Here is an 18,176-nt window from a genome sequence, read left to right on the forward strand (position 1 = left end):
TCCCCTTCCACGCTACGAGCCCCCGCGTCCCACCGGAAATGCCGATTGCGCTGCGGTTATGCTCCGGACGCATGAGCATCGAGCTGCGCCACCTCCGCTGCTTCCTCGCCATCGCCCAGGAAGCCAGCCTCACCAGGGCGGCCGCCCGGCTCCACCTCACCCAGCCCGCCGTCTCCCGCACGCTCGCCGCCCTGGAGCAGCACCTCGGCGCCCGGCTCGTCGACCGCTCCACGCACCACCTCGCGCTCACCGCCGAGGGCCGCGCGTTCCAGGACCGGGCGGCCGCCGCCCTCGCCGCCTTCGAGGCCGCCGTCGACCCGGCCCGGCTGCGCCACCGCCCGCTGCGCCTCGGGCACGCCTGGTCGGCCTTCGGCCCGTACACCACTCCCCTGCTCCGGCGCTGGCAGCGCAGCCACCCCGAGACCCCGCTCGAACTGCTCCGCATCGACGACCGCACCGCCGGCCTCGCCCGCGGGGAGGTCGACGCGGCGCTGCTGCGCGGGGCCGTGGAGGCGCCCGGCCTGGTCACGGCGGAGCTCACGACCGAGGAGCGGGTGGTCGCGCTGCCCGCCGACAGCCCGCTCGCGGACCGCTCCCGGCTCGCCCTCGACGACCTCGCGGGCGAGACGGTCGTCCTCAACACCGTCTCGGGCGCGACCACCCTCGCGCTCTGGCCCGCCGCCGCCCGCCCCACGGACGCCCTCACCGTCGCCAACACCGACGACTGGCTCACGGCGATCGCCGCCGGCCGGGGCATCGGCGTCTCCTCCGCCTCCACGGCGGCCCTCCACCCCCACCCGGGCGTCACCTACCGCCCGCTCCCCGACGCGCCCCCGCTCCCGGTGCTCCTCGCCTGGCGGGACGCCTTCCCGCACCCGGCGACGGAGGCGCTGGTGACGATGGCCCGCGAGATCGTCAGCGGGAGCTGACCGCCCCGACCGCGGGGGGGCCGCCGCGGTCGGGCACGCGCCCGCGCCTGCCCGCGCCTGCCCGCTCCCGCCCCTTCCCGCCCGCGGGGTCGGCGCGTCAGACCACGGCGAGCCGGTCCACCAGCAGCTCCACCCTCCGTCCGGTGTCCTCCGGCGGCAGCCGTCGCGCCCGGGTCAGGGTGGCCAGCCCGTGCAGGGCCGCCCAGAACGTCTCGGTGAACAGCCCCGGGTGGACGCCGTCCCCGGCGACCTCGCCGAGGCTTTCCAGCAGGGCGGCGAAGGCGTCCTTCAGGGGTTCCGGGGTGTCCTCGTGCGCGAACGCCAGGCCTCCGTCGAGCTGGAACATGGCGTCGTAGACCGCCGGGCTGCGCTCCGCGAAGTCGAGGTAGGCGCGGGCGAGGGCGGCGACCCGGGCGCGGGGGCCGTCCGCGGCGGAGGCCGCGGCCCGCAGCGCCGCGGCCATCTCGGCGGCGCCTTCGAGGGCGACGGCGCCGATGATCTCGCGCTTGCCGCGGAAGTGGCTGTAGAGGACGGGTTGGCTGTACTCGATGCGCTCGGCGAGCCGACGGGTGGTGACCGCGTCCCAGCCCTGTCCCTCGGCGAGTTCGCGGGCCGCCGTCACGATGAGGCGCTCGCGGTCCGCCCGTTCGCGCTGCTTGCGTTCCTGTACCGACATGATTCGATCCTAGCATCGCTAGACAATCGAGCGGCAGCAGTACTAGCGTTGCCCCATCAGCTAGCGGCGCTAGATCCCAGGAGGGGTCATCATGCTCAACGCACTCGAGGTCTTCACCACCGTGGTCGTCGGCCTGATGGTGGGGGTGGAGTTCTCCGTCGCCTTCGTCATCAACCGGATCCTCCACGCGCTCCCCGGCGGCAACGGCCTGCTCGGCCGCGCCCACGGGGGCCGGATGCTCGGCGCCGTGATGCCGTTCTGGTACATCGGCTCGCTCGTCCTGAGCGCGGTCTGGGCCGTCGCCGCATGGGACCGCCCCGGCGCCGGCCTCGTCGTCGTCGCCGCCTCGCTGCTGGTCCTGAGCGTGGTCATGTCGATCCTGCTGCTCGTCCCGATCAACAACCGGAGCAAGTCGTGGACCCCCGAGAACGCGCCCGCCGACTGGAGGGAGCAGATGGGCCGCTGGGACCGCTTCCACTACGCCCGCGTCGCCGTCATCATCGCCGCCTTCACCCTGCTGGTCACCGCCCTCACCTGAGCGAACGGGCCCGGGCGCGAACCGGCACCGTGCCGGCGCCCCGCGCAACCGTGCCGCCCCCGCCCGGTCAGGGAACCCCGTCCCCCGGCCCGTCGCCCCTCCCGTCCCCCGGCCCCTCCCCCGCTCCCTCGTTCAGCCCCTCGTCGAGCCCCTCCGCCAGCACCTCCGCCAGGTGCCGCCCCCGTCGGTCCGTCAGGTCGCCGATCTGGGTCCTGCACGAGAAGCCGTCCGCCAGGACCGTCGCGCCCGCGGCGGCCCGGAGGGCCGGCAGGAGCTGGTCCTCCGCGCACGCGACCGAGACCTCGTAGTGGCCCGGTTCGAAGCCGAAGTTGCCCGCCAGGCCGCAGCAGCCGCCCGCGAGGTCGCCCGTCAGGCCCGCCCGCTCCCGGAGCCGACGGTCCGCCGCGTCGCCCAGGACGGCGTGCTGGTGGCAGTGGGTCTGGCCGGTGACCGGGCGGCCCAGACGGGGCGGGACCCAGTCCGGGGACAGCTGCTCCAGGGCCTCCGCGAAGGTGCGGACCGCCCCCGCGAGCCGCGCCGCACGCGGGTCGTCCCCCATCAGCTCGGGCAGGTCGGTGCGGAGGGTCGCGGCGCAGGAGGGTTCGAGGACGACCACCGGGCCCGCCACCTCCCCCATCACGTCCAGCGTCCGCCGCATCACCCTGCGGGCCGCCCCCAGCTGCCCCGTCGACACGTACGTCAGCCCGCAGCAGACCCGCCCCGGCGGCAGCTCCACCCCCAGGCCCGCGTCCTCCAGGACGCGGACGGCCGCCTCCCCGACCTCCGGCGCCAGGTGGTTCGTGAAGGTGTCCGGCCACAGGGTGAGCGACGGCGGGCGGTGGGAGGCGCGTTGGGCGAACCAGTAGGCGAAGGACCGTTCCGCCACCCTCGGCATCGTCCGCTCCGGCGTCACCCCCGCGAGCTGCGCCGCGAACGGCAGCCCCAGCACCGCGTTCAGCCCCCTCCCGAAGTGCGCCAGCCACCCCGGCAGACGGCCCGTCGTCCAGTGCGAGCGCGGCCGGCGCAGGAGGCCGCCGAGGCCCGCGTAGTGCCGGTCGAGGAACTCCGCCTTGTACGCCGCCATGTCGACGCCCACCGGGCAGTCGCTGCGACAGCCCTTGCAGGACAGGCACAGGTCGAGCGCCTCCCGGACCTCCTCCGAGCGCCAGCCGTCGGTGATCACCTCGCCGAGCGCCATCTCGTGCAGGAGCCGCGCCCGGCCCCGGGTGGAGTGCCTCTCCTCCCCCGTCGCCCGGTACGAGGGACACATCACGCCCGGCCCCGTGCTCGGCCCGGCCACCCGGCACTTGGCCACCCCCACGCACCGGGCGGCGGACCGGCCCGTCCCCACCAGCGGCAGCCCCTCGAAACGGAGTCCGGAATCCAGCGGCCTCGGCCGCACCAGCATCCCCGGGTTGAGGCCCCCGTCCGGGTCCCACACGTCCTTGACCGCGCCGAAGAGGCCGACCAGCTCCTCGCCGTACATCCTCGGCAGCAGCTCGGCCCGCGCCTGCCCGTCGCCGTGCTCGCCGGAGAGCGAGCCGCCGTGGGCGACCACGAGGTCGGCGACCGCCTCCGAGAACCGGCGGAAGTCCCGTACGCCCCTCCCCGTCCACAGGTCGAAGTCGATCCGCACGTGCACGCACCCGTCCCCGAAGTGCCCGTACGGAACTCCCCGGAGGCCGAAATCCGCCAGCAGGGCACGGAACTCACGGAGGTACGCACCCAGCCGCGCCGGCGGCACCGCGCAGTCCTCCCAGCCCGGCCAGGCGTCCCCGCCCCCCGGCAGCCGGGTCGCCGTCCCCGCCGCGTCCTCCCGGATCCGCCACAGCGCCCGCTGCCCGGCCGCCTCCCGCACCACGGCCGCGTCGACGGCGTCCGCCGCCCGGACCAGCGCCCGGGCCGCCGCCTCCCCGTCGACCTCGCAGAACAGCCACGCCCCGCCCTGCGGCAGCCCGGCGGCGCCCCGTACGAGATCGGCCGCCATGCCCTCCACCGTCAGGGGGCCGTACCGGAGCAGCCCGGCCGCCGCGTCCGCCGCCGCGCTCTCGTCCGCGTACCCGAGGACGACGAGGACCGGCTCGGCGGGCAGCGGGACGAGGGCCACCGTCGCCTCCGTCACCACCCCGAGCGTGCCCTCGCTGCCGCAGAAGGAGCGGGCCACGTCCACGCCCCGTTCGGGGAGCAGCGCGTCGAGGGCGTAGCCGGAGATCCGGCGCGGCAGACCGGTCGGGTAGCCGGTCCTGAGGAGGGCGAGGTGACGGTCGACGAGGTCCAGGAGCCCGGGCGGCGCTCCCCGCCCGTCCCGCCCCAGCGTCAACCCGGCTCCCCCGTAGGTCACCACTTCGAGCGAGCGCACGTTGTCCGCCGTGGTCCCCCAGGCGACCGAGTGCGCCCCGCAGGCGTTGTTGCCGATCATGCCGCCGAGGGTGCAGCGGCTGTGCGTGGACGGGTCGGGGCCGAAGGTCAGCCCGTACGGGCGGGCCGCGTCCCGCAGCCGGTCGAGGACGAGCCCGGGCCGGACGACGGCCGTCCGCTCCTCGGGATCCAGCGAGACGATCCCGCCCATGTGCCGTGTGAGGTCGAGCACGACGCCGGTGCCGGTCGCCTGGCCTCCGATCGAGGTCCCGGCGCCCCGCGCGACGACCGGGACGGTGCCGTGCGCCCGGCACACCTCCAGGACGGCCGCGACGTCGGCCGCGTCGCGCGGCGCGACCGTACCGGCCGGAACGCGGCGGTAGTTGGAGGCGTCCATGGTCGCCAGGGCCCTGGCGGTGACGGAGAAGTCGACCTCTCCGGCGACGGCGGCGCGCAGGTCGGAGGCCAGCTCGGACGCGTGTTCCTGGTGTGTTCCCACAAGCCCAGGATGTCTCAGTCCTCGTCTCATCGGGCGGACATCCGGCGACCGGTCCCGTCCCGACCCGATACTCTCCGCCTCGTGGCTGAGATCCGGATTCCCGCTGACATCAAGCCCGCCGACGGCCGTTTCGGCGCGGGCCCCTCCAAGGTGCGTACGGAGGCGCTGGACGCCCTGGCCGCCACCGGCACCTCCCTCCTCGGCACGTCCCACCGCCAGGCTCCGGTGAAGAACCTGGTCGGCGAGGTACGTGCCGGCATCTCCGACCTCTTCTCGCTGCCCGAGGGCTACGAGGTGATCCTGGGCAACGGCGGCTCCACCGCCTTCTGGGACGTCGCGACCCACGGCCTCATCGAGAACAAGTCGCAGCACCTCACCTTCGGCGAGTTCTCCTCCAAGTTCGCGAAGGCCGCCAAGCTGGCTCCCTGGCTTGCCGAGCCGACCGTGATCTCCTCCGACCCGGGCACCCACCCGGAGCCGGTGGCCGAGGCGGGCGTCGACGTCTACGCGTACACCCACAACGAGACCTCCACCGGTGTCGCCGCCCCGCTGAAGCGGGTCGCGGGCGCCGACGAGGGCGCGCTCGTCCTGGTCGACGCGACCTCGGGCGCGGGCGGCCTCCCGGTCGACATCACCGAGACGGACGTCTACTACTTCGCCCCGCAGAAGTCCTTCGCCGCCGAGGGCGGCCTGTGGCTCGCGGCCTTCTCCCCGGCCGCCCTGGAGCGGGCGCGGAAGATCCACGGCTCGGGCCGGCACGTCCCCGAGTTCTTCTCCCTCCCGACGGCGATCGACAACTCGCTGAAGAACCAGACGTACAACACCCCGGCCCTCTCGACCCTCTTCCTGCTCAACGAGCAGCTGAAGTGGATCAACGGCCAGGGCGGTCTGGACTGGGCGGTGGCCCGCACGAAGGAGTCCTCGCAGGCGCTCTACACGTGGGCCGAGGAGTCGAAGTACGCGACGCCGTTCGTCACCGACCCGGCGAAGCGTTCGCAGGTCATCGGCACGATCGACTTCGCGGACGAGATCGACGCGGCGGCGGTCGCGAAGGTGCTGCGCGCCAACGGCATCGTGGACACCGAGCCGTACCGCAAGCTGGGCCGCAACCAGCTGCGGATCGCGATGTTCCCGGCGGTCGACCCGGCGGACGTGCGGGCCCTGACGGCCTGCGTCGACCACGTGATCGAGAAGCTCTGACCCCTGGTCGTACGACCCGACTCCCGGCCGTACGACCTGCCCCCCGGCCGTACGAAGGGCCCGGCACCGGACACCACCGGCGCCGGGCCCTTCGGCGTTCCCGCCGGATCGACGGCCCTCCGCCGGAAGTCGCCCAACGCCGTGCCGCACGCGCGGACGGGGGCCGGACGGGGCACGTGAGCCCCTGCCGTCCCGCCGCTCCGGGCTCAGCCCCGGCGCAGCAGGCGCTTGGCGCCGACCACGAGGACGGTGGCGCCGGCGAGGACGAGGAAGCCGACGGTGACGTTGCCCTTCCCGCCCCCGGCGGCGGAGGCCGACGGGGACTCGGGCGCACCGCCCGGCGTCTCCGTCGGCTTCCCCGTGGGCCGCCCGGAGTCCCGCTCGACCCGCACCACCCGGCTGCCCCGGCCCTCGGAGCCGAACATGAGGGCCGAGCCGTCCGGGGTGTAGGTCACCGACTCGGCCTGGCCCTGGAAGGGCGCGCCGACCGCCGTGCCCCCGTCGCCGAGGCGGCCGTCCTTCCAGGCGTACTCCTGGGCCGCGAAGTAGCCGCGCAGGACGAGCCGGTCGCCGTCCGGCGAGAAGGCGCCGTCCGTCACCCAGGGGACCTCGTCGACGCGCCGGAAGACGTTCGTGCCGGACGGGGAGAGCCGCTCGGGGCCCGCGTACAGGCCGCCGCCGTCCTCGTTCTTGCTCGCGATGTACACCCGGCCGGTCTTCGGATGGACCATCAGGGCCTCGGCGTTGCGCGGCCCGTCGGCGTACTTCACGACGTACTGCTTCGCCCGGACGGTCTGGTCCTCCAGGGTCTTGGGCTCGGGGAAGCGGTAGATCCAGACGTGGTCCCAGGAGCCGTCAAGGTTGTCGCCGATGTCGCCGACGTAGATGTCGCCGTCCGGGCCGACGGCGATCGCCTCCATGTCGCGGGGGGTGCCGACGCCGGCCATGGTGAGGGTGGCGACGGTCTTTCCCGTACGGGAGTCGACGCCGTAGACCAGGGGCGCGTCCTGGTCGTTGTGCGTCCAGTAGATCCCGGGGTGGGCCCGGCTCGCGGCGAGGCCGCTGGACTCGGTGATCCGGGCGTCCTCGATCGTGAAGTCCCGGTCGGGATCCTGCCCTTGGGCACGGGCATGGCCGGCCGGGAGCAGCGCGAGGGCGGCGGCCGCGCCGAGGGCGCACAGAGCAGATCGCATGGGATCAAGCCTGCCACGACGGGACGGAAACCGGATTGACCGCGTCCCGGGCCCCTGTCATGGTCGCGCCCATGCCTACCTTCCCCGCTCCCGACGGCACCCTGCTCGCGTACCACGCGTCCGGTTCCGGCGCCCCGCTGATCTGTCTGCCCGGCGGCCCCATGCAGGACTCCGCCTACCTCGGTGACCTCGGCGGGCTCGACGCCCGTCGGGCGCTGATCCGTCTCGACCTGCGGGGCACCGGCGCCTCCGCGGCGCCGGAGGACCCGGCCTCGTACCGCTGCGACCGGCAGGTCGAGGACGTCGAGGCGCTGCGCGCGCACCTCGGGCTCGACGCGATCGACCTCCTCGGGCACTCGGCGGGCGCGAACCTGGCCGCGCTGTACACGGCCCGGTACCCGGAGCGGGTGGCCCGGCTCGTCCTCCTGGCCCCGGGCACGGCGGCGGTCGGGCTCGACACGAGCGGGGAGGAGCGGCTCGCGGCGGCGCGGCGGCCGTGGCGCGAGGAGGAGCCGTGGTTCGGTCCGGCGTACGCGGCCCTGGAGGAGCTGGCGGCGGGCCGCGGTTCGGCGGAGGCCTTCCAGGCGGTCGCGCCGTTCTTCCACGGGACCTGGGACGAGGCGGCGCGGGAACGGAACGCGGCCGCGGCGCGGCAGCGGAACGGTGAGGCCGCGGGGGCCTACGCCGGCGAGGGCGCCTTCGAACCGGAGGCCACCCGCGCGGCGTTCGCGGAGTTCGACCGTCCGGTGCTCGTCGTCGCCGGGGAGGGCGACGCGAACACACCGGTGCCGACGGCCGGCGCGTACGCGGAGCTGTTCCCGAAGGCGGAGCTCGCGGTCCTGGCGGGGGCGGGGCACTTTCCGTGGCACGACGACGCGGGGTGGGTCGTGGAGACCGTGGACGGGTTCCTGGGGTAGGTCCCCGGATCCCGTGTCCCGGATCACGTCGCGGCTCCAGGACGCGGTCCGCGATGATGTGACCATGCGTTTTCTGTTCGTCGGCGACAGCATGACCATCGGACGCGCCGGCGACTGGACCTGGCGTTACCGCATGTGGGAGCACCTGGAGGCGACGCTCCCGGGCGGGTACGAGATCGTCGGCCCGCGCTCCGGGCTGTACGACCCCGCCGCCGACGCCCCGTCGTCGGCGGCGTACCCCGACCCCGCGTTCCCCCCGGCCGCCCGGCGCCATCTGGCCGGCTGGGGCGAGGGCTGGCTGCACATGGCGCCCGTGATCGGCGGGACGGTCGCGGCGACGGGGGCGGACGTGCTGCTGATCTCCCTGGGCCTGATCGACCTGGGCTTCTACACGAACAGCGACCAGACGGAGGAGAACGTACGGGCGTTCGTGGCGGCGGCGCGGGCCGCGAATCCGCGCGTCCGGGCCGTCCTCCTGCCGGTCATCCCGAACGTCCGCGCCGGGTACGACGCCCCGTTCGCCGCCGAGTGCGCCCGCTTCAACGAGCTCCTCGGGAAGGCGGTCGCCGATCTGGACACGGCCGCCTCGCCGCTGCTGCTCGCGACGGTCCCGGAGTCGTACGACCTCGGGGCCGACACGTACGACGGCACCCACCCCGGCCCGAGCGGCGAGCGCAAGCTGGCGGCCGCCTTCGCCGACGCGATGCACCAGGCGTGGGGCCTGGGCGGCCCGTACGCCCCCTGACGGTCAGGCGGCGCGGGTGAGGCGGTTCGCGAAGGTCGACACCGTGTACGTGCCGATGCCGAGGACGACCTCCAGGGCGTTGCGGCGGGTGTAGCCGGCCTTCTCGAAGGCGGCGAGGTCCTCGTCGCCGACCGCGCCGGAGGAGGCGAGGACCCGGAGGGTGAACGTCCGGACGGCGGCGAGGCGTTCGGCGTCGGGGGCCGGTCCGAGGGCGGCCGTCTTCGCCTCGTGCATGTCGACGCAGAGGTGGCACTGGTTGCGCTCGGCGACGGTCAGGATCACCGTTTCGCGGGAGTGCGGGTCGAGGGTGGTGGACTCGAAGACCGCGCTGAGCTTGAGGAAGCCGTCGAGGGTCTCCGGGGAGGCCTCCTTGAGGAGGGCGACGGCGGCGGCGGTGCGGGCGGGCATGTCGAGCGGTGCGGACAAGGCTGTCTCCCCGGGCTGGACGGACTAGAATGGACAACATGGTTGACCATGTCGCTGGAGAAAACGTAAACCAGGTTGTCGATGAGGGCAAGGGGGCACCCCTGCACGACACCCCCGGGTACGAACTGCCCCTGCTCCTCTTCGGCGGCTTCCGCACCCTCATCGACCGGCTGCACGCCCGTCTCGCCGACGAGGGCCACCCCGACCTGCGCCCCGCCCACGGCTTCGCCATGCAGGCCGTCGGCACCCACGGCGCCACCGCCAGCGACATCGGACGCCGCCTGGGCGTCTCCAAGCAGGCCGCCGGCAAGACCGTCGACCGCCTGCTCGCCGCCGGCTACGCGGAACGCGCCGACGACCCCGCCGACGCGCGCCGCAAGCTCGTCCGGCTCACCCCGCGCGGGTACGACGCCCTCGCCCGCTCCGCCGCGATCTTCGACGACCTGCGGGCGGAGTGGGCCGCCGCCCTCGGGGCGGACCGCGTCCGGGACATGGAGGCGGCCCTGCGGAACGTCGTCCCCGCCGAGACGGCGTTCCGCCTGGACGCCACGAGCTGGCTGGGAACCCCTTAGGAAGGGATCACCAGGCGAAGGCCTCCGGAGAAGGCCCCGGCCCGGGGAAGATCTCGTCGAGCCCGGCCAGCACCTCCTCGCTCAGCTCCAGCTCCAGAGCGGCCAGCGCGCCCGCCAGCTGCTCCGGGGTGCGGGGCCCGACGATCGGACCGGTCACGCCGGGCCGGGTCAGCAGCCACGCCAGCCCGACCTCGCCCGGCTCCAGGCCGTGCTTGTCGAGCAGGTCCTCGTACGCCTGGAACTTCGCCCGCGCCGCCGGGTCGGCCAGCGTGGCCGCCGCGCGCCCCTCCGTGCGCCGCTTGCCCTCGGTCTCCTTCTTCAGGACGCCGCCGAGCAGACCGCCGTGCAGCGGCGACCAGGGGATGACCCCGAGGCCGTACTCCTGCGCGGCCGGGATCACCTCCATCTCGGCCCGCCGCTCGTAGAGGTTGTACAGGCACTGCTCGCTGACCAGGCCGACCGAGCCCCGCCGGGCGGCGGCCTCGTTGGCCTGGGCGATCTTGTACCCGGGGAAGTTCGAGGACCCGGCGTAGAGCACCTTGCCCTGCTGGACGAGAACGTCGACGGCCTGCCAGATCTCCTCGAAGGGGGTCGACCGGTCGACGTGGTGGAACTGATAGACGTCGATGTAGTCCGTCCCCAGCCGCTTGAGGCTGGCGTCGACGGCCCTGCGGATGTTGAGCGCCGAGAGCTTGTCGTGGTTGGGCCAGGCCTCGCCGTCGGGGCCCATGTTCCCGTACACCTTGGTGGCGAGGACCGTACGGTCACGGCGACCGCCGCCCTTGGCGAACCAGGAGCCGATGATCGACTCCGTCCGCCCCTTGTTCTCCGCCCACCCGTAGACGTTCGCGGTGTCGAAGAAATTGAGCCCCGCGTCGAGGGCGGTGTCCATGATGGCGTGACTGGTGGCTTCGTCCGTCTGCGGTCCGAAGTTCATCGTCCCGAGGACGAGTCGGCTGACCTTGAGTCCGGTGCGTCCGAGCTGCGTGTACTCCATGGTCACCAAGCCAACTGCTTCGAGCGCACTCGAAGCAAGGGCCTCGCCGTCCGGGGCCGGGGCCCGGAACCGCCTCCCGCGGGACCTGCGGGAGACGGTGGCGGCCGGCGGCCCGGACGGCTCGTCGGCCGTGCCGGGCGTCCTCCACGGCCGTGCGGGATCAGCGCAGCCCGAAGCGCTCGGCCCAGGCGGTGACGTCGGCGGTCGTCGCGTTGCCGCCGCAGACCACCAGGCCGAGCCTGGCGTCCTCGCCGACACGCTCCAGCACCCGGCGCGCCGCGGGCAGCAGGCATCCGGCGGCGGGCTCGGCCCAGACCTTCGCGTGCTCGGCCAGGTCGAGGGTGCCCCGCACGGCCTCGGCGTCGGTGACCGTGAGCACGTCGGTGACCAGTGCCGAGACGTGCTCGTAGGTGAGCTGCGAGGCGCTGGGGGCGCTCAGCGTCGAGACGATCGAGGACAGTTCGACCGGCAGCGGCCCGCCGGAGGCCAGGGCCGCCGACATGGCTCGCGCGCCCTCGGTCTCCACGCCCCAGATCCGCACACCGGGACGGCGCGCGTGCAGCGCGGTGGCGACCCCGGAGACCAGGCCCCCGCCGCCGATGCTGACGAGCACGTCGGTGAGCTCCCCGGCGTCCTCCGCGAGCTCCAGGCCGACCGTGCCCTGGGCGGCGAGGACGACGGGGTCGTCGAAGGGGTGGACCAGGGAGAGCCCCTTGGTCCGGAGTTCGTCCACGAGGGCGAAGGCGCCGTCCATGGTGTCGGCGAGGACGACGCTCGCCCCGGCGGCCTCGGCGAGGTCCACGGCGCGGCCGGGGGCGGACCGGGGCATGACGACGGTCGCCTCGACGCCCAGCGCGCCGGCCATGACCGCGACCGCGATGCCGTGGTTGCCGCCGCTCACCGCCACCACCCCGGCGGCGCGTTCGGCCTCGTCGAGCGCGAGCAGCTTCGCCGTCGCGCCGCGCGCCTTGAAGGAGCCGGTGCGCTGGAGGAGTTCCAGCTTCGCGGTGACGGGTGCGCCCAGGAACGCGGACAGCCCGGGGCTCGGCACCGTCGGGGTCCGTATGACGTGCCCGGTGATCCGCTCGGCCGCGGCTTCCACGTCCGCGACAGTCATCAGCACATTCGCCTCCGTCACACGATCCGAGCCGCGGTGACCGGTGTCCGTACCGCCGGGGGAGGCGGCCGTGGGGGCGCCGCGCCCGCGCGGGGTGGTCGACCGGGCGGCAGTCCGATCACCCTACGCCGCCCGTGCCCCGGCCCGTGCGGTCTCCGGCACGAAGTCCTCGCGGGCCCGGACGCGGTCCCGGCCGCGGGACCGTTCCACGCGCGGCCCGGAGGACGTCACCCCGGGTGACGGATCGAGATCCCGCGGACACGGGGGTGTTGTCCACGGGACGGCTCGGCCCGGTCCCGCGGTCGACGCCCGTCAGTCGCTCGTCTGCCGTCCGTCGGGGCCGGCGGAGGCGTGACGCCGGTTTCCGTTCCGACGCTCCTCGACTCCGTTCACTTCCCGACCAGCGACGCCACCGCGATGATCGCGAACATCAGGACGAGAGCGCCTGCCATGATCATGTTTCGAGTCTTCGGGTCCACCCGTCGAGGTTAACCCGCGCCCTCCCCGCGCCCGGCCAGGGGCCAGCGGTCCACCGTCTCGTACCGGGGTCGCTCGCCCGGCTCCCCGCTCACCGGCAGGTTCGACCGGACGAGCACGAGTTCGCTCACGGGCCACCGTCGGCCCTCGAAGGATCCGAGCTCGTCCACGAAGGGCCCCGGCCGCGTCCCCTCCCCCCTCACGCGCCCGACGGTCAGATGCGCCTGATAGCGGCGGTGCTCCTCCATCGGGATCCCGGCCCGGCGCGCGGCGGCGTCGGACCGCTCGGCGAGGAGCCGCAGCGTGTCCAGGTCCCCGGCGACCCCGACCCACAGCGCGCGCCGCCCGAAGTGCCCGCCGCCGTGCAGCCGCAGCGAGAACGGCGGCGTCCGGTGCGCGGCCCGTTCGAGCCGCGCCCGGAGCTCGGGCAGCAGCTCCTCGTCGACCTCTCCCATGAAGGCGAGCGTCAGGTGCCAGCCGGGCCGCGAGGTCCAGCGGAGCCCGTCCGCGCCGGGCAGCAGACGCAGCCGGTCGACGGCGTGCCCGAGTTCGTCCAGGCACTCCCGGGAGGGCACGACGGCAGCGAAGAGCCTCATGCCGGAAGTCTGTCACCGACTAGCCTCTCCGGCATGGACATCAAGATCAGGAAGGGCGGGTCGGAGGACCTCCCCGCGGTCCTCGGGATACTCGACGGCGCCGTGGTGTGGCTCAACGGCAGGGGGGTCACCGCGCAGTGGGGCACGGAGTCCTTCTCGGGGCGGCCGGAGGCGGTGGAGCAGGTCGAGCGGACGATGTCCGAGGGCGACCCGTGGATCGCGGAGATCGACGGCGTACCGGCCGGCGCGATGACGCTGACGCCGCACCCCGGACGGCACGTCGAACCCGCCGACGAGCCGGAGGTGTACGTACGCCTCCTGGCGACGGACGCGGGCTTCCACGGCCACGGGGTGGGAGCGGCGCTCCTGGCCCACGCGGCGGACGAGACCCGGCGCCGGGGCGTGTCCCTCCTCCGGGTGGACTGCTTCGCGGGCGGCGAGGGCCGGCTGGTCGAGTACTACGAGAGCCAGGGCTTCACCCGCACCGAACCGTTCCGGGTCGGCGACTGGCCGGGCCAGGTCCTGGAACGGCGGTTCTGACGACGACGGCGGGAGGGGGCGGGGCGGGGGCGGGGGAGGTGGTGTCCGGACGGAGAGGCGTGCTGAACTCGCGCGGAGCGCGGTGAGGCGCAGTCCGGACGCCACCTCCCCCCGCGGAGGCCCGGCCCCGGGCACGGCACCGCACCCGGACCGGACCGAGGCCGCGCCCGACCGGACCGAAGCCGCGCCCGGCAACGGCGCCGCACCGACCCGGACCGCAGCCGCGCCCGGACCGAAGCCGCCCGCCCGAGGGTTACGCCGCCGTCACCAGTCGCTCCCGCGGCACGAACCGCACCTGCGGGTGGCCCCGGTGCCAGCCCATCGCGACCCTGAGGCCGCCGACCCGGGCCAGGACCAGGCCCACGAGGACCGCCGCGGCGAGCGAGATCGCGCCGCCCGTGGCGAAGCCGACGCGGGCGCCGTACGTGTCGGTGACCCAGCCGAGCAGCGGGGCCCCGATCGGCGTGCCGCCGGCGAAGACCATCATGTACAGGCTCATGACCCGTCCCCGCATGGCGGGGTCGGTGGCCATCTGGACGGCCGAGTTCGCGGTGATGTTCACCGTGAGTCCGAGCAGGCCGATCGGCACGAGCAGCAGCGCGAACAGCCAGAACGCGGGCGACAGGGCGGCCGCGATCTCCAGGACGCCGAAGACGCCCGCCGCGACGACGAGCATCCGCAGCCGGGTCGAGCCGCGACGGGCCGCGGCGAGGGCGCCCACGAGGGAGCCGGCCGCCATCAGGGTGTTGAGGAAGCCGTACGAGCCGGCGCCGACGTGGAAGACGTCGCCGGAGAAGGCGGTGAGCCAGATCGGGAAGTTGAACCCGAAGGTCCCGATGAACCCCACCAGCACGATCGGCCAGATCAGATCCGGCCGGCCGGCCACGTACCGCAGCCCCTCGCGCAGCTGGCCCTTGCCGCGCGGGGCGCGCTCCACCTTGTGGAGCTCGCTCGTCCGCATGAGCAGGAGGCCGGCCAGGGGGGCGAGGAAGGAGAGGCCGTTGAGCAGGAAGGCCCAGCCGCTGCCGACCCCGGCGATGAGGACACCGGCGACGGCGGGGCCGACGAGCCGGGCGGACTGGAAGTTCGCCGAGTTCAGGGAGACGGCGTTGCGGAGCTGGCCGGGGCCGACCATCTCGGAGACGAAGGTCTGCCGGGCCGGGTTGTCGACGACGGTCACCATGCCGAGGAGGAAGGCGATCAGGTAGACGTGCCAGACCTGGACGGAGCCGGAGAGGGTGAGGACGGCGAGCGCGAGCCCGCACAGCCCGAGGGCGGCCTGGCTGACGAGGAGCAGGCGCCGTTTCGGGTAGCGGTCGGCGATGACACCGCCGTACAGCCCGAAGAGCAGCATCGGCAGGAACTGGAGGGCCGTCGTGATGCCGACGGCGGCGGCCGAGCCGGTGAGGCTCAGGACCAGCCAGTCCTGGGTGATCCGGGCCATCCACGTACCGGTGTTGGAGACGATCGCTCCGGTGAAGAACAGCCGGTAGTTCCGGATCCTGAGCGAGGAGAAGGTGCCTCCTCGCCCACGGGTGTCGAGGGTGGGTTCGTGGACGGGTGCGGAGTCTGCTCCGGGTCCCGTGCTCAAAGTGCGTCGCCTCCTTGGCGCCTCGGTTACAGGTGGGCGAGCTTCTCCAGGACCGGGGCGGCCGCGCGCAGCTTGGCCCACTCGTCCTCGTCCAGACCCTCGGCGAGGGAGGCCAGCCAGGCGTTCCGCTTGCGGCGGGACTCCTCGAGCATGGCCTCGGCCTGCTCGGTCTGGCTGACCACCTTCTGCCGGCGGTCGTCGGGGTGCGGCTCGAGCCTGACCAGTCCCTTGGCTTCGAGCAGCGCGACGATGCGGGTCATCGACGGCGGCTGGACGTGCTCCTTGCGGGCCAGCTCGCCGGGGGTGGCGGAGCCGCAGAGCGACAGGGTGCCGAGCACCGACATCTCGGTGGGGCTCAGCGACTCGTCGACGCGCTGGTGCTTGAGGCGTCGGCCCAGTCGCATGACGGAGGAGCGGAGCGCGTTCACGGCCGCGGCGTCGTCGGCGGTGCCGTGGGACAGGTCAGGCATGTTCATTAGGCTAACTCATTACTCTGTCTAAATACCAACGGAAACGCTCCGGCGTCGCACGCGTCACACTCGCGGGGCCCGGAGACGGCAGCACAGCACACGCCAGATCACGCTTCGGCATCCATGTATCACCCAAACGAGTGAGCCGAATCCAGAAAGTGACGCAAAGAGGCCCCGGCTGCCCCGACCCTGAACGGCATGGGATCGACAGTGCTCAGCCTGCGCATCGACGGTGAGCTGCTCGACCGGCTCAGGAGCCACGCCGCGAAAAGAGGAATGAGCGTCCAGGACTATGTGGCCCGGACGCTCATTCGCGAGGACTTCGACGAGCGGTTCAAGACCGCGGTCGACGAGACGGAGAAGTTCTACGGCTCACCCGGAGCCGGGACCGACGGCCACGATCACGTGAGGCCGAGCGCCGGCATCGCGTAGTAGAAGACGAAGACCGCCGACACGACGTACATGGCCACCGGGACCTCACGGCCCCGGCCGGCCGCGAGCCGCAGCACGCTGAACGCGATGAAGCCGATGCCGATGCCGTTCGTGATCGAGTACGTGAACGGCATCATCACCATGGCCAGGAACGCCGGCACCGCGATGGTGAAGTCGCTCCAGTCGATGTCCTTGACCGAACCGGCCAGGATCAGGAAGCCGACCGCGAGCAGGGCGGGCGTGGCCGCCTGCGACGGGACCATCGTGGCGAGCGGCGTGAGGAACAGCGCCACCGAGAACAGGGCGCCGGTCACGACCGAGGCGAGACCCGTACGGGCGCCCTCGCCGACGCCCGCCGTGGACTCCACGAAGCAGGTGGTGGCCGAGGAGGAGGTCGCGCCGCCGGAGGCGACGGCCAGGCCGTCGACGAGGAGGACCTTGTTGATGCCGGGGAAGTTGCCGTCCTGGTCGATCAGCTTGGCCTCGTCGCCGACGCCGAGGATCGTGCCCATCGCGTCGAAGAAGCAGGACAGCAGCACGGTGAAGACGAAGAGGACGCCGGTCAGGACGCCGACCCTGTCGAAACCGCCGAAGAGGCTGACCTCACCGACCAGGCCGAAGTCGGGCGAGGCGACCGGGTTGCCCGGCCACTCCGGGGTGGTGAGGCCCCAGGAGGGGACCTTCGCGACCGCGTTGACCACCATGGCCACGAGCGTCATCACGACGATCGAGATCAGGATCGCGCCCGGCACCTTGCGGATGATCAGGGCGAGGGTGAGGAGCGTGCCCAGGATGAAGACGAGGACCGGCCAGCCGGTGAGGTGACCGCCGCCGCCGAGCTGGAGCGGGACGGTGGTGTGCGCGGCGTCGGGGATGCGGGAGACGAAGCCCGAGTCGACGAGGCCGATCAGCATGATGAAGAGGCCGATGCCGATCGCGATGCCCTTGCGCAGGCCGACCGGGACGGCGTTCATGACGCGCTCGCGCAGGCCGGTCGCGACGAGCAGCATCACGACGATGCCGGCGAGGACGACCATGCCCATGGCGTCCGGCCAGGACATCTTGGGCGCGAGCTGGAGCGCGACGACCGTGTTGACGCCGAGGCCGGCGGCGAGGGCGATCGGGACGTTGCCGATGACGCCCATCAGGAGGGTCGTGAACGCCGCCGTGAGGACGGTGGCGGTGACGAGCTGGCCGCCGTCGAGCTGGTGCCCGTACATGTCCTTGGCGCTGCCGAGGATGATCGGGTTCAGCACGATGATGTAGGCCATCGCGAAGAAGGTGGCGAAGCCGCCGCGGACCTCGCGGGCGACGGTGGAGCCGCGCTCGGAGATCCGGAAGTAGCGGTCGAGACCGGAGACGGGGGCGCCGGGGGTCTCCGGGGGCGTGGCCTTGGCGGTGGCCGTGGAGCTCATGGGGGTTCCTCTTCGAGGTTCAGAAAGTCCTTTTTTGGCGGTTCATACGAGTGGAACCCGCCAGAGGCAAACCGTTTCAGTATGAACACATGAACGAGCGGGCGTCTATCTCCGCGCGTAGACACGAAAACGGGCGCCCTAAACTGAGCCCATGGCGAAGTGGACACCGAAGCACGAGGCACCCGAGCCCCTCGAAGGGCCCGTCGTCGCCACCATCACCGGCGGAACGATCCTCTGGTTCGTCCTCTTCGTCGTCCAGGTCCCCTTCTACGGCTGGTTCGACGACCGGGGCCTCGCCTCGTGGGTGTGGACCTGCCTGGCCGGGGCGGGCCTCGGCCTGATCGGCATCTGGTACGTGCGGAAGCGGGACGCGGCGATCAAGCGGCACGCGGCGGCGGAGGCGGCAGGGCCCCCGGAGGCCCGCCCCGGGGCCTGACGCCGGTTCGCCCCGCTCGGCAGGTGAACGACCGGATCCGGTCGTAACGTCG

General features: G+C 73.4%; 19 protein-coding genes. 9 read left to right on the top strand and 10 right to left on the bottom strand.

Annotation, left to right across the window (positions count from 1 at the left end; genetic code table 11):
* Positions 1-71 precede the first annotated feature (71 nt).
* On the top strand, positions 72-929 hold the full coding sequence (locus ACZ66Z_RS12170; protein WP_469933859.1) for a LysR family transcriptional regulator: 858 nt from the start codon (positions 72-74) through the stop codon (positions 927-929).
* Positions 930-1,026: 97 nt separating this feature from the next.
* Here the strand turns inward: ACZ66Z_RS12170 and ACZ66Z_RS12175 are convergent, their stop codons facing one another.
* On the bottom strand, positions 1,027-1,605 hold the full coding sequence (locus ACZ66Z_RS12175; RefSeq protein WP_469933860.1) for a TetR/AcrR family transcriptional regulator: 579 nt from the start codon (positions 1,603-1,605) through the stop codon (positions 1,027-1,029).
* A gap of 91 nt (positions 1,606-1,696) precedes the next feature.
* Between ACZ66Z_RS12175 and ACZ66Z_RS12180 the strand changes: the two genes are divergently transcribed.
* Positions 1,697-2,143: an anthrone oxygenase family protein gene (locus ACZ66Z_RS12180; protein WP_469933861.1), complete on the top strand. Its 447-nt coding sequence runs from the start codon at positions 1,697-1,699 to the stop codon at positions 2,141-2,143.
* A gap of 67 nt (positions 2,144-2,210) precedes the next feature.
* Here ACZ66Z_RS12180 and ACZ66Z_RS12185 read toward each other — a convergent pair whose 3' ends face one another.
* Positions 2,211-5,030 carry an FAD-binding and (Fe-S)-binding domain-containing protein gene (locus ACZ66Z_RS12185; protein WP_469933862.1) on the bottom strand — a complete coding sequence of 940 codons (2,820 nt, stop codon included), beginning with the start codon at positions 5,028-5,030 and terminating at the stop codon, positions 2,211-2,213.
* Positions 5,031-5,081: 51 nt separating this feature from the next.
* Between ACZ66Z_RS12185 and serC the strand changes: the two genes are divergently transcribed.
* Positions 5,082-6,200, top strand: a complete 1,119-nt coding sequence (gene serC / locus ACZ66Z_RS12190) for a phosphoserine transaminase (protein WP_469933863.1) — start codon at positions 5,082-5,084, stop codon at positions 6,198-6,200.
* A gap of 206 nt (positions 6,201-6,406) precedes the next feature.
* On the opposite strand, the gene ACZ66Z_RS12195 is transcribed toward serC, so the two are convergent.
* Positions 6,407-7,393 (bottom strand): SdiA-regulated/phytase-like domain-containing protein, encoded by a 987-nt coding sequence (locus ACZ66Z_RS12195; RefSeq protein ID WP_469933864.1) that lies wholly within the window; start codon positions 7,391-7,393, stop codon positions 6,407-6,409.
* 71 nt (positions 7,394-7,464) lie between these two features.
* Here ACZ66Z_RS12195 and ACZ66Z_RS12200 point away from each other — a divergent pair, with 71 nt between their 5' ends.
* Together ACZ66Z_RS12200 and ACZ66Z_RS12205 are read left to right on the top strand one after the other, a co-directional pair.
* On the top strand, positions 7,465-8,310 hold the full coding sequence (locus ACZ66Z_RS12200; protein WP_469933865.1) for an alpha/beta fold hydrolase: 846 nt from the start codon (positions 7,465-7,467) through the stop codon (positions 8,308-8,310).
* Positions 8,311-8,374: 64 nt separating this feature from the next.
* Positions 8,375-9,055: a GDSL-type esterase/lipase family protein gene (locus ACZ66Z_RS12205; RefSeq protein ID WP_469933866.1), complete on the top strand. Its 681-nt coding sequence runs from the start codon at positions 8,375-8,377 to the stop codon at positions 9,053-9,055.
* A 3-nt stretch (positions 9,056-9,058) separates the two neighbouring features.
* On the opposite strand, the gene ACZ66Z_RS12210 is transcribed toward ACZ66Z_RS12205, so the two are convergent.
* Entirely contained in the window at positions 9,059-9,463 is a 405-nt protein-coding gene (locus ACZ66Z_RS12210) for a carboxymuconolactone decarboxylase family protein (protein WP_469933944.1), read from the bottom strand.
* 56 nt (positions 9,464-9,519) lie between these two features.
* Between ACZ66Z_RS12210 and ACZ66Z_RS12215 the strand changes: the two genes are divergently transcribed.
* Positions 9,520-10,053, top strand: coding sequence for a MarR family winged helix-turn-helix transcriptional regulator (locus ACZ66Z_RS12215; RefSeq protein ID WP_469933867.1), 534 nt, complete (start codon positions 9,520-9,522; stop codon positions 10,051-10,053).
* A 7-nt stretch (positions 10,054-10,060) separates the two neighbouring features.
* Here the strand turns inward: ACZ66Z_RS12215 and ACZ66Z_RS12220 are convergent, their stop codons facing one another.
* The 3 genes from ACZ66Z_RS12220 to thpR form a co-directional block, all read right to left on the bottom strand.
* Positions 10,061-11,050, bottom strand: coding sequence for an aldo/keto reductase (locus ACZ66Z_RS12220; RefSeq protein ID WP_469933868.1), 990 nt, complete (start codon positions 11,048-11,050; stop codon positions 10,061-10,063).
* 160 nt (positions 11,051-11,210) lie between these two features.
* The gene (locus ACZ66Z_RS12225) at positions 11,211-12,167 is read right to left on the bottom strand and encodes a threonine/serine dehydratase (protein ID WP_469933869.1); all 957 of its coding nucleotides are present in this window, start codon (positions 12,165-12,167) and stop codon (positions 11,211-11,213) included.
* Between the two features lie 488 nt (positions 12,168-12,655).
* Positions 12,656-13,240 (bottom strand): RNA 2',3'-cyclic phosphodiesterase, encoded by a 585-nt coding sequence (gene thpR, locus ACZ66Z_RS12230; RefSeq protein WP_469933870.1) that lies wholly within the window; start codon positions 13,238-13,240, stop codon positions 12,656-12,658.
* Between the two features lie 33 nt (positions 13,241-13,273).
* Here thpR and ACZ66Z_RS12235 point away from each other — a divergent pair, with 33 nt between their 5' ends.
* Entirely contained in the window at positions 13,274-13,780 is a 507-nt protein-coding gene (locus tag ACZ66Z_RS12235) for a GNAT family N-acetyltransferase (protein ID WP_469933871.1), read from the top strand.
* Between the two features lie 253 nt (positions 13,781-14,033).
* On the opposite strand, the gene ACZ66Z_RS12240 is transcribed toward ACZ66Z_RS12235, so the two are convergent.
* Together ACZ66Z_RS12240 and ACZ66Z_RS12245 are read right to left on the bottom strand one after the other, a co-directional pair.
* Complete coding sequence (locus ACZ66Z_RS12240; RefSeq protein ID WP_469933872.1) at positions 14,034-15,371, bottom strand: MFS transporter; 1,338 nt, start codon at positions 15,369-15,371, stop codon at positions 14,034-14,036.
* Positions 15,372-15,397: 26 nt separating this feature from the next.
* Positions 15,398-15,841 (bottom strand): MarR family winged helix-turn-helix transcriptional regulator, encoded by a 444-nt coding sequence (locus ACZ66Z_RS12245; RefSeq protein WP_030693586.1) that lies wholly within the window; start codon positions 15,839-15,841, stop codon positions 15,398-15,400.
* A 198-nt stretch (positions 15,842-16,039) separates the two neighbouring features.
* On the opposite strand from ACZ66Z_RS12245, the gene ACZ66Z_RS12250 reads away from it, so the two are divergent.
* Positions 16,040-16,273 (top strand): hypothetical protein, encoded by a 234-nt coding sequence (locus ACZ66Z_RS12250; protein ID WP_469933873.1) that lies wholly within the window; start codon positions 16,040-16,042, stop codon positions 16,271-16,273.
* Here the strand turns inward: ACZ66Z_RS12250 and ACZ66Z_RS12255 are convergent.
* Positions 16,243-17,688, bottom strand: a complete 1,446-nt coding sequence (locus tag ACZ66Z_RS12255) for an NCS2 family permease (RefSeq protein ID WP_469933874.1) — start codon at positions 17,686-17,688, stop codon at positions 16,243-16,245. The two genes, ACZ66Z_RS12250 and ACZ66Z_RS12255, sit on opposite strands and share 31 nt — an antisense overlap.
* 151 nt (positions 17,689-17,839) lie before the next feature.
* On the opposite strand from ACZ66Z_RS12255, the gene ACZ66Z_RS12260 reads away from it, so the two are divergent.
* On the top strand, positions 17,840-18,124 hold the full coding sequence (locus ACZ66Z_RS12260; protein WP_469933875.1) for a DUF2530 domain-containing protein: 285 nt from the start codon (positions 17,840-17,842) through the stop codon (positions 18,122-18,124).
* The last annotated feature ends 52 nt before the right edge of the window (positions 18,125-18,176 follow it).

The sequence above is a fragment of the Streptomyces sp. NPDC107498 genome (genome assembly GCF_055582805.1).

Coding starts and splice junctions, on each gene's coding strand:
- ACZ66Z_RS12170 (WP_469933859.1), top strand. CDS start 72: ATGAGCATCGAGCTGCGCCACCTCCGCTGCTTCCTCGCCATCGCCCAG.
- ACZ66Z_RS12175 (WP_469933860.1), bottom strand. CDS start 1,605: ATGTCGGTACAGGAACGCAAGCAGCGCGAACGGGCGGACCGCGAGCGC.
- ACZ66Z_RS12180 (WP_469933861.1), top strand. CDS start 1,697: ATGCTCAACGCACTCGAGGTCTTCACCACCGTGGTCGTCGGCCTGATG.
- ACZ66Z_RS12185 (WP_469933862.1), bottom strand. CDS start 5,030: ATGAGACGAGGACTGAGACATCCTGGGCTTGTGGGAACACACCAGGAA.
- ACZ66Z_RS12195 (WP_469933864.1), bottom strand. CDS start 7,393: ATGCGATCTGCTCTGTGCGCCCTCGGCGCGGCCGCCGCCCTCGCGCTG.
- ACZ66Z_RS12200 (WP_469933865.1), top strand. CDS start 7,465: ATGCCTACCTTCCCCGCTCCCGACGGCACCCTGCTCGCGTACCACGCG.
- ACZ66Z_RS12205 (WP_469933866.1), top strand. CDS start 8,375: ATGCGTTTTCTGTTCGTCGGCGACAGCATGACCATCGGACGCGCCGGC.
- ACZ66Z_RS12210 (WP_469933944.1), bottom strand. CDS start 9,463: ATGCCCGCCCGCACCGCCGCCGCCGTCGCCCTCCTCAAGGAGGCCTCC.
- ACZ66Z_RS12215 (WP_469933867.1), top strand. CDS start 9,520: ATGGTTGACCATGTCGCTGGAGAAAACGTAAACCAGGTTGTCGATGAG.
- ACZ66Z_RS12220 (WP_469933868.1), bottom strand. CDS start 11,050: ATGGAGTACACGCAGCTCGGACGCACCGGACTCAAGGTCAGCCGACTC.
- ACZ66Z_RS12225 (WP_469933869.1), bottom strand. CDS start 12,167: ATGACTGTCGCGGACGTGGAAGCCGCGGCCGAGCGGATCACCGGGCAC.
- thpR (WP_469933870.1), bottom strand. CDS start 13,240: ATGAGGCTCTTCGCTGCCGTCGTGCCCTCCCGGGAGTGCCTGGACGAA.
- ACZ66Z_RS12235 (WP_469933871.1), top strand. CDS start 13,274: ATGGACATCAAGATCAGGAAGGGCGGGTCGGAGGACCTCCCCGCGGTC.
- ACZ66Z_RS12245 (WP_030693586.1), bottom strand. CDS start 15,841: ATGCCTGACCTGTCCCACGGCACCGCCGACGACGCCGCGGCCGTGAAC.
- ACZ66Z_RS12250 (WP_469933873.1), top strand. CDS start 16,040: ATGGGATCGACAGTGCTCAGCCTGCGCATCGACGGTGAGCTGCTCGAC.
- ACZ66Z_RS12255 (WP_469933874.1), bottom strand. CDS start 17,688: ATGAGCTCCACGGCCACCGCCAAGGCCACGCCCCCGGAGACCCCCGGC.
- ACZ66Z_RS12260 (WP_469933875.1), top strand. CDS start 17,840: ATGGCGAAGTGGACACCGAAGCACGAGGCACCCGAGCCCCTCGAAGGG.